10 protein-coding genes are annotated in these 13,092 nt (G+C 71.0%); 5 read left to right on the top strand and 5 right to left on the bottom strand.

Features of this window, described 5'->3' with window-relative positions; translation table 11 throughout:
• Positions 1 to 105: 105 nt before the first annotated feature.
• Complete coding sequence (locus IG08_RS0138075) at positions 106 to 519, top strand: SsgA family sporulation/cell division regulator (protein ID WP_030613877.1); 414 nt, start codon at positions 106 to 108, stop codon at positions 517 to 519.
• 13 nt (positions 520 to 532) lie between these two features.
• Here the strand turns inward: IG08_RS0138075 and IG08_RS0138070 are convergent, their stop codons facing one another.
• Positions 533 to 1,630 (bottom strand): baeRF3 domain-containing protein, encoded by a 1,098-nt coding sequence (locus IG08_RS0138070; RefSeq protein ID WP_030613874.1) that lies wholly within the window; start codon positions 1,628 to 1,630, stop codon positions 533 to 535.
• Positions 1,631 to 1,783: 153 nt separating this feature from the next.
• Here IG08_RS0138070 and IG08_RS0138065 point away from each other — a divergent pair, with 153 nt between their 5' ends.
• A complete protein-coding gene (locus tag IG08_RS0138065) occupies positions 1,784 to 3,208 on the top strand; it encodes a basic amino acid/polyamine antiporter (protein ID WP_030613871.1) in 1,425 nt (474 codons plus the stop codon).
• A 39-nt stretch (positions 3,209 to 3,247) separates the two neighbouring features.
• Positions 3,248 to 4,510, top strand: coding sequence for an arginine deiminase (locus IG08_RS0138060; protein ID WP_030613868.1), 1,263 nt, complete (start codon positions 3,248 to 3,250; stop codon positions 4,508 to 4,510).
• Between the two features lie 10 nt (positions 4,511 to 4,520).
• Here the strand turns inward: IG08_RS0138060 and IG08_RS0138055 are convergent, their stop codons facing one another.
• Positions 4,521 to 4,949, bottom strand: a complete 429-nt coding sequence (locus IG08_RS0138055; RefSeq protein WP_030613865.1) for a PaaI family thioesterase — start codon at positions 4,947 to 4,949, stop codon at positions 4,521 to 4,523.
• Positions 4,950 to 5,015: 66 nt separating this feature from the next.
• Between IG08_RS0138055 and IG08_RS0138050 the strand changes: the two genes are divergently transcribed.
• The gene (locus IG08_RS0138050; RefSeq protein WP_030613862.1) at positions 5,016 to 5,444 is read left to right on the top strand and encodes a MarR family winged helix-turn-helix transcriptional regulator; all 429 of its coding nucleotides are present in this window, start codon (positions 5,016 to 5,018) and stop codon (positions 5,442 to 5,444) included.
• A 12-nt stretch (positions 5,445 to 5,456) separates the two neighbouring features.
• On the opposite strand, the gene IG08_RS0138045 is transcribed toward IG08_RS0138050, so the two are convergent.
• Positions 5,457 to 7,040 (bottom strand): alpha/beta hydrolase, encoded by a 1,584-nt coding sequence (locus IG08_RS0138045; protein ID WP_030613860.1) that lies wholly within the window; start codon positions 7,038 to 7,040, stop codon positions 5,457 to 5,459.
• 272 nt (positions 7,041 to 7,312) lie between these two features.
• Here IG08_RS0138045 and IG08_RS0138040 point away from each other — a divergent pair, with 272 nt between their 5' ends.
• Positions 7,313 to 7,978 (top strand): chaplin, encoded by a 666-nt coding sequence (locus IG08_RS0138040; RefSeq protein ID WP_030613858.1) that lies wholly within the window; start codon positions 7,313 to 7,315, stop codon positions 7,976 to 7,978.
• On the opposite strand, the gene IG08_RS0138035 is transcribed toward IG08_RS0138040, so the two are convergent.
• On the bottom strand, positions 7,954 to 8,754 hold the full coding sequence (locus tag IG08_RS0138035; RefSeq protein ID WP_234343052.1) for a class I SAM-dependent methyltransferase: 801 nt from the start codon (positions 8,752 to 8,754) through the stop codon (positions 7,954 to 7,956). The genes IG08_RS0138040 and IG08_RS0138035 overlap by 25 nt on opposite strands.
• A gap of 7 nt (positions 8,755 to 8,761) precedes the next feature.
• A complete protein-coding gene (locus IG08_RS0138030; RefSeq protein WP_030613851.1) occupies positions 8,762 to 13,051 on the bottom strand; it encodes an aminotransferase class I/II-fold pyridoxal phosphate-dependent enzyme in 4,290 nt (1,429 codons plus the stop codon).
• Positions 13,052 to 13,092 lie beyond the last annotated feature (41 nt).

Genomic DNA, 13,092 nt, shown 5'->3' with positions numbered 1-13,092 from the left:
TCACATCAACTTCTTCGGGGTTCGGCGTAATGCAAACGGCACCTGCGAGGTCGTAAGAGCACCGGAAACAACCGGCCGACCTCTCACCCGCAGTGGAGACCGAGCATGGACATCACCCTCGAGCAGCCCGCCCGCGCCCGCCTGATCACGGCGGAGAACCGGGAACTGCCCGTTCCCGCGACCCTGCGCTACACCGCCGCCGACCCCCTGGCCGTGTGTATCGGCTTCCCGCCCGAGGTCTCCCTGGACGGCGAGGGGGTCACCTGGACCTTCGCCCGGGCCCTGCTGGCGGAGGGGCTGGCCGGGCCGGCCGGCAGCGGTGACGTGCACATCTGGCCGTGCGGCCGCAGCGTCACGGTCGTGGAGTTCCACTCCCCGTACGGCCTCGCCCTGCTCCGGTTCGACACCGCCGCCCTGCGCCGCTTCCTGCTGCGGACGTACGCGGTGGTGGGCGCCGGGCAGGAGGACCTGGGCGCTGCCGTCGAGCAGGGGCTGAGCTCCCTCTTCGGGAGTGTCTGAGCGTGTCGCGGTCTCAGTACCGCAGTACCCCCGCGATCCCGTCGGCCCCGCCCAGTGTGCCGTCCGGCACGAAGCGGACGTCGGCGCCGGTCTCCAGGCACTGCTCGACGATCTCGTCCACGATGTCCTCGCGGGCGTCGAGGTCGCTGCTGTCGGCCGGGACGAGATGGTCGCCGGCGTCGTCGCGCACCGTGACCCGGTAGTTCTCCTCGACGGCCAGCAGCCGTACGCGTCCGTCGCGGGCGTTCTGCCAGACCTCGTCGACACCGGCCGCGAACGCCCGGCGTCCACGGGCCGACTCGAGTTCCCGTGCCACGGCGTCGGTGTTCTTGCGGGCCTCGGCGGCGACCAGTGGTCGCACGGCCTGCCACACGGCGTCCGGGGTGCCGTGCGCGAGACCGCCGTGCGGGATGTGCACCGCGTCCTTGGTGACGCTGCCGACCTCGTCCAGCGCGGACAGTGCCGCGGTCTCACCGGTGATGTAGAGCGGGCGAGGGTCCTCGCGCAGGATCCTGCCCAGCGCGGTGTCGGCGTCGCGCAGGAAACGACGGGTGCCTTCGTCGCGGAAGGTGCTCGGCAGATCGCCGATCCGCTCCTGGCGCTCGGCGTCGAAGTTCTCGCGCGTCCTCGTCAGCGGGAAGCCGACGGCACGGTGCTCGGTGACCCGGTCGATGCCGCCGTTCCACAGCGTGGCCCGGTCCGTGGAGACCGAGAGCACCCAGAACGGCCGCTCGGAGGCCTGCGCGGAGACGAGGTTGCGGGTCAGGAACGTGTCCGACAGGACCACGCGTTCGGGCACTTCACGGGCGAGTGACCACACCTGGTGCTCGCCCGGGGCGGCGAAGATCACCAGGCCGTCCTCGACGTGCGCCAGATCGACCTCGGCGAGTGCCTGGTCGAGCTGCCGGGACACGTCGATACGCCGCTCCCGGGGAACCGCGGGATCGGCCTCCAGCTGCTTCTTGGCCTCGGCCACCACATTGCGCAGCCGGACCGGATCCTGGGCGTTCTCGGGTTCGCGGCGGTGCGTGGGCGTCAGCACGGACACCGCGGGATAGGTGCGCGGACGGCGCAGCTCGGTGAGGGTCGCGGGACTGAGTGCGTGCTCCATAACAGCACCATAGGACCGAATCGCCGATCAGGCATTTGGGGCAACTTGATCGGGCAATCAGGGCAATTCGTTGTTAGCGTCACTCGGGTCGCCCGACGACGCTCGCGCATCGTCGGCGCCACGACGGGGGACGCCCACGCGTCGGAGGACGCCATGTCGAAGGCCGTCACCGCCGAGGCCCAAGTGACCGGTACCACCGCGAAGTTGAGCCTTCCGACCCTCACCACCATGGTCGTCGGCTCGATGGTCGGTGCCGGTGTCTTCTCGCTGCCGCGCCGGTTCGCGCAGGAGACGGGTGTGGCCGGGGCGCTCATCGCCTGGGCCGTCGCCGGCACCGGCATGCTGATGCTGGCCTTCGTCTTCCAGAACCTCGCCGTGCGCCGCCCCGACCTCGACGCCGGTGTGTACGCGTACGCCAAGGCCGGCTTCGGTGAATACCTGGGTTTCTTCGCGGCGTTCGGCTACTGGGCGAGTGCCTGCGTCGGCAATGTGACGTACTGGGTGCTGATCATGTCGACGATCGGCGCGATCGCACCCGCGCTCGGCGACGGCGACACCGTGCTCGCGGTGGTGCTCTCCTCGGTGGGGCTGTGGCTGTTCTTCGCGCTCATCAGCCGAGGCGTGAAAGAAGCGGCGGCGATCAACCGCATCGTCACGATCGCCAAGATCGTGCCGATCCTCGTCTTCGTGATCCTCGCGCTCTTCTACCTCAAACCGCACGTCTTCGCCGAGAACTTCGGCGGCGCCGACTACGCCGGCTCTCTGTTCCAGCAGGTCAAGGGCACCATGCTGGCGACGGTCTTCGTGTTCCTGGGAGTCGAGGGCGCCAGCGTCTACTCCCGGCACGCGCGGCGCCGCGAGGACGTCGGCCGGGCGACGATCCTCGGCTTCCTGAGCGTCTTCGCGATCTTCGCCTCGGTGACGATCGTGTCGTACGGCCTGATGCCCATGAGCGAGATCGCCGAACTGCGCCAGCCCTCCATGGCGGGCGTGCTGGAGCACTCGGTCGGCACCTGGGGCAAGGTCTTCGTCAGCGTCGGACTGATCGTCTCCGTGCTCGGCGCCTATCTCGCCTGGACGCTGATGGCAGCCGAGGTGCTGTTCGTCGCCGCGAAGGACGAGGACATGCCGCGCTTCCTCGGCCGCGCCACGGCCGCCGACGTGCCCGTGCCCGCGCTGGTGATGACGACCCTGCTGAGCCAGATCGTCCTCGTCGTCACGCTGTTCTCCGACGACGCCTTCAACTTCGCGCTGGATCTGACCAGTGCGCTGACACTGATCCCGTTCCTGCTGGCGGCCGGCTTCGCGGTGCGGGTCGCCGGCGGCGCAAGGCGGCGAGAGCTGACGGTCGCGGTTCTCGCCACCCTCTACACCGCGTTCCTCATCTACGCGGCCGGCCTCAAGTACCTCCTCGTCTCCCTCATCATCTATGCCCCCGCCACCGTCCTGTTCGTGATGGCCCGCCGGGAGCAGGGCAGACGGCCGTTCTCCCCGCGGGAGTTCGTCGTCCTCGCCGTCTCGATCGCCGGCGCCGTCATCGGGATCGTCGCCCTGGCGCTGGGCTGGATCAGCCTCTGACCTCCTCTGACCTCCTCGGACATTCGGAAAGGTGCACCCGTGACCAGTCAAGACACCACGAGCCGGCCCGTGTACGGCGTCCACTCCGAGGTCGGCAGGCTGCGCAAGGTGCTGGTCTGCGCGCCCGGGCTCGCCCACCGCAGACTCACCCCGACCAACTCCGACGACCTCCTCTTCGACGACGTCATGTGGGTGGAGAACGCCCAGCGCGACCACGCCGACTTCGTCAACAAGCTGCGCGAACGCGACGTCGACGTCGTCGAGTTGCACGATCTGCTCGCGCAGGCGATGGCGGTCCCCGGCGCGCGGGACTGGCTGCTGGACCGCAAGATCACCGCCAACGAGGTGGGCCTCGGCCTCATCGACACCACCCGCGCCTATCTCGAGTCCCTCGAACCCGACCGGCTCGCCCGCTACCTGATCGGCGGCCTGGCCACCACCGATCTGCCGGAGGAGTACCGCTCCGCCTACGTAGGACTCGCCCGGGAGTCGACCGGCGTGCGCGAGTACCTGATGCCGCCGCTGCCCAACACCCTGTACACCCGCGACACCACGTGCTGGCTGTACGGCGGCCTCACCCTCAACCCGCTGTACTGGCCGGCCCGGCACGACGAGACCCTGCTGATGAAGGCGATCTACACCTTCCACCCCGACTACGCGCGCTCCACCGTGTGGTGGGGCGATCCCGAACTCGACTGGGGTCAGGCGACGTTCGAGGGCGGCGACATCATGCCGGTGGGCAACGGCGTCGTCCTGATGGGCATGAGTGAGCGGACCTCGCGCCAGGCGATCACCCAGGTGGCCGCCGCGCTGTTCGCGAACGGCGCCGCCGAACACGTCGTCGTCGCCGGCATGCCCAAGTTGCGCTCCGCGATGCACCTGGACACCGTCTTCACCTTCGCCGACCGCGACCTGGTGACCCTGTACCCGGCCATCATGGACGGCGTCCACACCTTCTCCCTGCGGCCCGCCGACAAGGCGCCCGGCGTCGAACTCGTCGACGAGGGGACGACCCCCTTCGTCGACGTCGTGGCGAAGGCGCTCGGTCTGCCGGAGTTGCGGGTCGTGGCGACCGGCGGGGACGTGTACGCCTCCGAGCGTCAGCAGTGGGACAGCGGCAACAACGCCGTCGCCCTGGAGCCCGGCGTGGTCTTCACCTACGACCGCAACACCCAGACCAACACGCTGCTGCGCAAGGCCGGCATCGAGGTCGTCACCATCGTCGGCGCCGAACTGGGGCGTGGCCGGGGAGGCGGGCACTGCATGACGTGCCCGATCGTGCGGGACCCGGTCGAGTTCTGACGGTACGGACCTACGGTTCCAGGGGTTCGAGCACCGCGATCGCGCCCTGGGCCACCGCGCACAGGGTCTCCGTGCCGTCGTCGCCGACGGTGCTCAGGTCGCAGCGGCACACGACACGGGTGCGACCGGCCCGCACGACCTCGGCGCGGGCGCGCAGCAGCCTGCCCCGTGCCGGCCGAAGGAAGTCGACGGTGAAACCGGCGGTGGTCACCGCGGAACCCGCCACGGAGCCCGCGGCGAAGGAGAGCGCGTTGTCCACCGCGTAGCCGAGGACCCCGCCGTGCACGGAGCCGTACTGCTGGAGCAGGTCGTCGCGGATGTCCAGTTCGAGAGTCGCCTCGCCCTCCCCGAAGGCCGTCAGACGGGCGCCGACCAATGCACTGAAGGGCTGCGCCGCGAGGACCTTCCGGGCGAGGGTCAAGTCCAGGACCTGGTTCATGAGCCACCTCACTTCACTAGTGAAGCGAGAGTGGCGCGAGCCCGTCCCGTCTGTCAACATCGGCCCATGTCCGAGCCCGGCGACCAGCGCCTCTACTTCCTGTTGCAGCGGGCGGCACACCGGCTGCGCACCACCGCGGACCGCCGCTGCCTGGCCGCCGCCGGGGTCACCACCGCCCAGCTCGGCGCCCTGTTCGCGGTCCACGACCAGCCGGGCATCACCCAGCAGCAACTCGCCCGCACCCTCGGCCTGCGCGAATCCGCGGTCACGGGCCTGGTCGGCAGGCTCACCGGGGCCGGCCTCCTCGGCAGGCGGCCGCACCCACGCGAACACCGGGCCGTGGTACTGGAGTTGACCGAGGCGGGGGGTGCCGCTCTGCAGGCCGCCCGCCCGGAGATCGACCGCTTCAACACCGAGTTGCGTGCGGTGCTGGGCGACGACGGGTTCACCGGGGCCGCGGCTGCCATGCATCGGCTCGCCCACTGGGAGCCGTAAAAACCCTCACCCTCAGTCGTCCTCGGGCCCGCAGGAGCTGCCGCTGGCCGGCAGGGAGCCGTACAGGAGGAAGTCGTCGACCTTGCGGTGCACGCACTTGGAGGACGCGTAACCGGTGTGGCCCTCGCCCTTGTTGTCGAGCACCACGGCCGAGTCGCCGAGCCGCTCGGCGGTCTCCACGGTCCAGCGGTACGGCGTCGCCGGGTCGCCGCGGGTGCCCACCAGGAGCATCTTCGCGGTGGGGACGTCGCGCACCTTCTCGCGGATGAAGTCGGTGCCCTTCGGGCGGCCGTAGCACATCAGGTACTCGGTGAGCCGGTAGCGGCCGAAGACCGGGGACGCCTGTTCGTAGGCGGCCCGCAGCCGGTTCAGGTCCTTGGCGATGCGGCCGGCGTCGGGGCGGTCGGGATCGTCCGCGCAGTTGATCGCCATCAGCGCCGCCGGAAGATTGTCGAGCGGAACGTCCTCCTCGTCGGCGAGAGGGATGTCCGTCTCGCCGTCGGAGCGGAAGGCGTCGGAGCGGAACGCGTAGCCGCCATCGGAGAAGCCCAGGACGCCCGTCGTGTCGCCCTCCTCCACCAGCTGGGCCAGCGCCCGCTCCAGCGAGGGCCACAACTGCTCGCTGTACAGGGCCTGTCCGATGGCTCCCACGAGGTCCTGCCCCGAGAAGGCCTCACCGAAGGCGGTCGGTACGGGGTCCTCGTCCATCGAGTCGACGAGTTGTACGACCTGTTCCCTGGCCGAGCGTGCGTCGGTGCCGAACGGGCAGGCGATGTCCTTCACGCACCAGCCCACGAAGTCGTCCAGTGCCTGCTGCTGTCCCGCGGCTCCCGCCACGCCCTGCTCGGAGAGCGGCTCGGTGAGCGTGTCCACGCCGTCGAGGACCAACCGGCCCACCTTCTTGGGGAACTGGGCCGCGTAGACCGCGCCGAGCCGGGTGCCGTAGGAGAAGCCGAGGTAGTTGAGCTTCTTGTCGCCGAGGGCCTGGCGTATGACGTCCAGGTCGCGCGAGGCGTTCACCGTGCCGATATGGGGGAGTACCGGCCCGGAGTGCTCGGCGCACTGGTCGGCGGCCTGCTTCAACTGCTTGAGCACGGCCCGCGGGTCGTCGCCGGGGTCCGCTTCCTCGTCCATGGCGTCCAGGGCCTCGTCGGTGCCGTCGCCGCAGCTGACCGGTGAGGACCTGCCGACGCCGCGCGGGTCGAAGCTGACCACGTCGTAGCCGTCGGTCAGCTCCATGAACTCCTTGCCCCCGGCGGCCAGTTCACTCACGCCCGGGCCGCCGGGCCCGCCGAAGTTCACCAGCACCGAGCCCCGCTTCTTCCCCGTCGCCTTGTAGCGGCCGAGTGCCAGGTCGAGGGTGCCCGCCCCGGGTTTCGCGTAGTCGAGGGGGACGGTCACCTTGCCGCACTGGAAGTCGTCCTCCAGGCTCTCGCACCTCGCCCACTCGACCTTCTGCCGGTAGAACCGCGACAGGCCGGGTTCGGAGCCGTCCCTCGCCACGGCCGGCAGTCCCGCGCCGAGCAGGGCCAGACCGATGGCCCCGGAAATCGCGCAGCGCCGGGCCTTGGACCGCGTCGACAGCTTGGCCAGCATCCATGCCTCCAGGGGCGCCCATCGCGGACCGGAAACCGGCGCCCTCGATCACGATAAGCGGGCCTCGCAGGCCACGCCTCCGGGCGTGCGGGAGCCCGGAAGCTGCCCTACCCTGTGCCCCTCTCGTTGCGCATCGGACGGTTTTGCCGCCAGTTCGACGACCATGTCGCTCGATGGGGTGAAAGGCCGATAAGCCATAACTCGGATGGTTCGCCTGCGTTTTATGCGGTGCGGGCGAGTGCCCGCGTCCATGTCTGGAAGGCAGGGAACCTATGAGACGGGTTACCCGAAACGGTGTGCTCGCCGTCGCTGCGGTATCCGGGGCGATGGCGGTGACCGCACCGGTGTACGCCGACTCCGCGGCGGACGGCGCCACGGCCGGCTCGCCCGGGGTGATCTCCGGCAACACCATCCAGCTTCCGGTGCACGTTCCGGTGAACGTGTGCGGGAACACCGTCAACGTGGTGGGGATCCTCAACCCCGCCGCGGGCAACACGTGTGTCAACGAGGACTCGGTCGGCGACGGGGCTTCGGCACCCGGCGGCGCCACGTCGGACGGCGGCGCCACGGCCCAGGGCGGCGGAAAGGATTCGCCGGGTGTGATCTCGGGCAACGGCGTGCAGCTCCCGGTCCATCTCCCGGTGAACGTCAGCGGCAACTCCGTGAGTGTGGTCGGCGTCGGCAACGCGGCCGTCGGCAACGAGTCCGTGAACACGTCGGGGGACCAGCCTGTCGGCCCCGACCGGCCGGCGAAGCCCAGTGCACCGCCCAAGGGGCATCCGGCCCCGCAGCCAGTGCCGCACCCGCAGCCGGACACCGCGGCCGCCCTCGCCCACACCGGCACGGACCAGACGCTGCCCGCCGTCATCGGCAGCACGGCGCTGGTCCTGGGCGGAGCCGCGCTGTACCGGCGCTACCGCCCGCGGGCGGTGCGCTGAGGGCGCGCTCCGCGACGGAGGACGGAAGGCCCCACCGGGCGCGTGACCGGTGGGGCCTCCGCCGTGAGCAGCACCATCCCGGAGTCGCCGTAGTCCGGCAGGGACGCGTCGGCGTCGATGCGGGTGACGGCCAACTCCCGGGTGAGCGGCGCGAAGACCGCGGTGACGACCTCCGGGTCCACCGGGCAGCCCGGCCACCGCGAGGCCGGCCCGATGCGATAGGTCGGCATGTTCTCCATGAACGCGGCCACCAGATGCCCGCCCGGCACCACGCAGCGGACGAAAGCCCGGCAGAAGTCGGCGAACTCGGCGAAGTCCTCGGTGGCACCCTCGGCCACGAAGTGCATGGAGGCCAGGTCGTATCCGCCCGGCTCCAGGTCCCGGACGTCGGCGTGGACGACGTTCACCTGCGCCAGGGCCCCGGCCAGGGTCGCCGGCACGGCGGGGTTGAGGCGTCGGCACAGGGCGTGGAACGGCAGCCAGCTGGCGTCGGGTCCGCAGACGAGCTGCCGTTCGAGGTAGGCGACGTTGCCGGCCCCCGCTTCCACGGCGTCCACAGACCGGCTCGCGGCGGACGCGAGGATCAGCGGATAGAGATTGGGGCCGGCCCCGAACTCCACCGAGCGGGCGACGTCGCCCGGCGCGAAACGGCGGTAGAACGCGGAGTGGTGGGCGATGACCGCGGCGTCCGAGCGGTGCAACTCGCGGTAGTTCTCCGCGAGATAGTCCGCGATCGGCCAACGGTCCCAGTCCACGTCGTCGTTGTGCGTGGTCATTGTCGTGTCACCCCCTCGGCCGCAACGGGAAACGCGCGGACAGCGCGGTCAGGGTGCGGTTGAGCCGGTCGATGTCGTCGTCGGAGTTGAGCGCCGTGATCTGGACCCGGAACCCGACCCGGTCGTGCGGTACGAGCGGATACGGGGCCAGCGTCACGTAGATGCCCTGCTCCCACAGGAACGCGGCGACCGCGTCGAGGTCGGCGGGGTCGGCCAGGGGGATCTCGACGATGGGCAGCCGGTCGGTGTTGAGGGTGCTCACGTCGAGGTCGTCGAGATGGTCGAGCACGCGGACGGTCTTGCGGTACAGGTCGCCGCGGAGGGCGTCGCCGCGGCGGTCGTTCACCTCCAGGCCGGCCAGCGCGGTGGCCAGGGACGCGGTCGGTGACGGGCCCGAGTACAGATAGGGGGCGGCGGCCGTCTTCAGCCGGTTCTTCAGGTCGGTGGGCAGCGCGAGGAACGCCAGCAGCGAGGAGTACGCCTTGGAGAAACCGCCGGCGAGCACGATCCCGTCGTACGTCTCATCGGTGTGCCGCACCACGCCGTTGCCGCGCGCGCCGTACGGACACGGCTCGCCGGGTCCCCGCTCCCCGAGCACACCGAAGCCGTGCGCGTCGTCGACGTACAGTGTCGCGCCCCGCTCGCGGCACAGGGCTGCCAGCGTGGGCAGGTCCGAGACGTTCCCGCTCATGCTGTTCACACCGTCCAGGCAGACCAGCCGGGGAGCGGCCGCGGGCACCGAGGCGAGCAACGCGTCCAGTTCGGCGGGCCGTTCGGCGTGGAAGCGGTGCAGGGTGGCGCCCTGGCCGCGGGCCACGAGGCAGCCGTCGTACACCGTCCGGTGCGCGCTCGCCTCGACGAAGACATGCCCTCCGTCGGCCAGGAAGGGGATCACCGAGGCATGGATGAGGGTCAGCGTCGGCAGCAGCAGTGTGTCCGGCGCGCCGAGGAGTGCGGCGAGCCGTTCCTCGATCACGGGGTACAGGCGTGGACTGCCGAGCAGCCGCGACCAGCTGGGGTGCGTGCCCCACCGCTGTACGGCGGGCTCGATACGGGCGGCGATCTCCGGATCCCAGTCGAAACCGAGGTAGTTGCAGGAGGCGAAGTCGATCAGCCAGTGGCCGCGGCTGCGGATGCGTCGGCCCCGTACCTCGTCGATGACCGCGTCGCTCATCGGGCTGGTGCGCCGCAGGTGTTCCAGGTCCGACCGGCCCGGAGTACGGCGTTCCGGCGCGGGTGGGGTCCGGAGGGCGGGGCGTGAGTTCGACAGGTCGGTGCCCGGCGTGAAACGCCCGCTGTCCTGCCGTAGCGCCCGCTCGCTCTGCTCCACCGTCATCGGCCGGGCGAACAGATATCCCTGCCCGAACCGGCACCCCATCCCCGCCAGCAGATCGCGCTGCGCGGGATCCTCGATGCCCTCGGCGATCACCTGCAGTCCCAGGGTGTCGGCGAGCCGGACGATGCCCTCGACGAGGGCGACCTGCCGGGGGTCGCGCGTGATGCCGTCGATGAACGTCTTGTCGATCTTCAGCACGTCGATGGGGAAGTCCCGCAGATAACGCAGCGAGGAGAAGCCGGTGCCGAAGTCGTCGACCGCGATGTGCACGCCCAGCTCCTTGAGGGCGCGCAGCACCGCCTGGATCTGCGCGTCGCGGCGCAGCAGCACCGTCTCGGTGAGTTCCAGCTGGAGCGAACCGGGGGCCAGGCCGGGCGTCCGCAGCGCCTGGCCGACCTGGTCCACGAACCCGGTGTCCCGGAACTGGCGGGCGGACACGTTCACGCTGACGTACGGCGGACTCACCGGTCCGGGCAGGTGCTGCAGGCCCACGATGTCGCTGACCGCGTTCTCCAGCACCCACGACCCCAGCGTGTTGATGTGCCCGGTCTCCTCGGCCAGGGTGATGAACTGCTCCGTCGACACGGGCCGGCGCGGGGCGTGCGGCCAGCGCACCAGCGCCTCGAAGCCGACCACCTCGCCCGCGGTGATGTCCACGACGGGCTGGTAGCGCAGTGCGAAGTCCTGGTCGGCGACCGCCCGGGCGAGCCGGCTCTGCAGATCGTGCCGCTCGACCATGCGGGCGTGCAGCAGGGGCCGGAAGCGCCGCCACTGCCGCTTGCCCGCCGCCTTCGCCGCGTACAGGGCGAGGTCGGCGTGCCCCAGCAGCTCCTCGGCGCCCGCGCTGTCCCGCGCCGTGGCCACGCCCACGCTGGCCGAGACGCTGACCGACTCGTCGCCGAGCACGAACGGCCTGGTCAGCGTCTGCACCACCTGCGCCGCCAGCAGCTCGGCGTCGAGCGGCTCCCGCGCCCCCTCCATCAGGACGGCGAACTCGTCACCGCCCAGCCGGGCCGCGGTGTCCGTGCGCCGCAGCATCCGGGACAGCCGGTTGCCCGCGGCGATCAGCAGATGGTCGCCCGCCGAGTGCCCCATCGTGTCGTTGACCTGCTTGAAGTCGTCCAGGTCGATGAAGAGCAGACAGGTCAGGGACGACTCACGACGGCCGCGCAGCAGGGCGCGTTCGATCCGCTCGAGGAGCAGCGTCCGGTTGGGCAGACCGGTCAGCGAGTCGTGGAAGGCCCGCTGGGTCAGTTCGTGCTCCAGCCTGCGCTGCTCGGTCACGTCGCGCAGCGTGACGACCAGCCCGGCCACGGTGCGCTCGTCCCGGAAGTCGCTGCACCGCACCTCCACCTCGACCCGGCCGGCCCGGTGCCGCACCCACCAGTGGTCGTGGGCCGCACGCGGCCCGTTGTCCCGTACGGCGGCCAGCTCACGGGCGGCCCGGTGCCGGTCCTGGGGATCCAGCAGGTCCGGCAGCGACGTGCCGGCCAGGTCGGCGGAGCCGAACACGGCCGCCGCGGACGGGCTCGCGTACCGGATCGCGTCGTCGTCCTCGACGATCAGGATGACGTCGGAGGTGTTGTGGACCAGGGTGCGGAAGTACGCCTCGCTCTCCCGGCGGACGACCTCCTGCCGCAGCACGACACGTTCCATGGCCAGCCCCGCGTGCGAGGCGAGGATCTCCAGCGAGCCCCGCGTCTCGTTGAGCGCCCCGGCCGGGCCGGCGACGAGCAGGACGCCGGGGACCTCCGGGGCCGGACGGTCGGGCGGGTTCAGGGGACACACCAGGACGGCCGGCAGACCGTCCAGCAGGGCGGCGATGTCGGGGCCGAGGTCCTCGGGAGGCATCATCCGGGTGTCGCGTGGGACCAGGGCCGCCGCCTGTTCGGTCGGGAGCAGCAGGGTCCGGTGGGCGACCGTGGATCCCAGGAGCATGCCGACGGCCGCCTCGCAGGACCTGGCCACCTCCTGCTGCCGGACCGCCGACACCAGCGAGGCCCCGGCCCGGCGCAGGGCGAGCTCGCGCGCGACCGCCTTGCGATGGGCCACGACCATGCCCGCCAGGCGCAGGATGACCAGCAGGAAGAGCACGCCGGAGAACGCGGCGATCACGGCCGCGTCGTGCGGCGCGTCGGCCAGTCCCTCGTACAGCAGGATCCCGGGGGCGATCAGCGTGGCCACGGCCAGCAACAGCAGCCGGCGCGGCGGTGGGAGGAGGGATCCCCGCTGGGGCACGGCGGCGGTCAGCTGCACCATCGAGGGGTGCAGCGCGGCCAGACCCCAGGCCGTGTAGAAGACGATCCACCCGGCGTCCAGCAGCGTGCCCGTCTGCCATAGCGTGTTGAGCTGAAGGATGCCGTACGCGATGTCGAAGCCGAGCAGTGTCACCGTGCCGACGACCAGGAGCTGCACCGAGCGGTTGTGGCCGTCGATCGGGCTCGGCGCCAGCAGCCTGGCCAGCAGGGCCAGGACCAGCACGTCACCCAGGGGATAGGCGATGCTGATGGCCCGCTGCTGCCAGGTCAGCCCCTCGACCTCGGTGAGCGGCTGCACCAGGTACACCCACACCGGCAGCGCCAGCCCCGCGGTGAAGATCAGCGCGTCGAGCAGGCTGGGCAGGTCGCGACCGGCCCAGCGATAGCGGACGAGGCCGGAAAGCCCGACCGCGAAGAGCGGATACGTCGCGAGGTAACAGGCGTCCGCGGGGGAGGGGAACGGGTTGGAGGCGTGGAAGTACTCCTCCATCACGTTGTAGTACGTGTCGCCCGCGATGAAGGTGAGCAGCGCGGCGGCGAGGACCCACCAGGGCCATCTGTGGGCGGGTCGGTGGAGGCTGCTACCGGCGAGTATGGCGATGACACCGGCGAGACCGATGACGGCCCACAGGGGCGTGCGCGCGCTGGGGACCGTCATGTACACGGCGGTGGCGACGGCGGCCAACGTGATGTGGGCGACCATCAGCCGATGAGCCGGAAGCAAGGGCAAGCGCCTCCTCCGCT

The organism is Streptomyces fulvoviolaceus, assembly GCF_000718165.1.
Classification (GTDB): domain Bacteria; phylum Actinomycetota; class Actinomycetes; order Streptomycetales; family Streptomycetaceae; genus Streptomyces; species Streptomyces fulvoviolaceus.
Note: the sequence above shows the minus strand (reverse complement) of the source record. Positions and strands in the feature narration are given on the sequence as shown.

Excerpts from the sequence above, each read along its gene's own strand:
- IG08_RS0138045 (WP_030613860.1), bottom strand. The coding sequence starts at position 7,040 with ATGCTGGCCAAGCTGTCGACGCGGTCCAAGGCCCGGCGCTGCGCGATT.
- IG08_RS0138030 (WP_030613851.1), bottom strand. The coding sequence starts at position 13,051 with ATGGTCGCCCACATCACGTTGGCCGCCGTCGCCACCGCCGTGTACATG.
- IG08_RS0138055 (WP_030613865.1), bottom strand. The coding sequence starts at position 4,949 with ATGAACCAGGTCCTGGACTTGACCCTCGCCCGGAAGGTCCTCGCGGCG.
- IG08_RS0138075 (WP_030613877.1), top strand. The coding sequence starts at position 106 with ATGGACATCACCCTCGAGCAGCCCGCCCGCGCCCGCCTGATCACGGCG.
- IG08_RS0138035 (WP_234343052.1), bottom strand. The coding sequence starts at position 8,754 with ATGACCACGCACAACGACGACGTGGACTGGGACCGTTGGCCGATCGCG.
- IG08_RS0138050 (WP_030613862.1), top strand. The coding sequence starts at position 5,016 with ATGTCCGAGCCCGGCGACCAGCGCCTCTACTTCCTGTTGCAGCGGGCG.
- IG08_RS0138065 (WP_030613871.1), top strand. The coding sequence starts at position 1,784 with ATGTCGAAGGCCGTCACCGCCGAGGCCCAAGTGACCGGTACCACCGCG.
- IG08_RS0138040 (WP_030613858.1), top strand. The coding sequence starts at position 7,313 with ATGAGACGGGTTACCCGAAACGGTGTGCTCGCCGTCGCTGCGGTATCC.
- IG08_RS0138070 (WP_030613874.1), bottom strand. The coding sequence starts at position 1,630 with ATGGAGCACGCACTCAGTCCCGCGACCCTCACCGAGCTGCGCCGTCCG.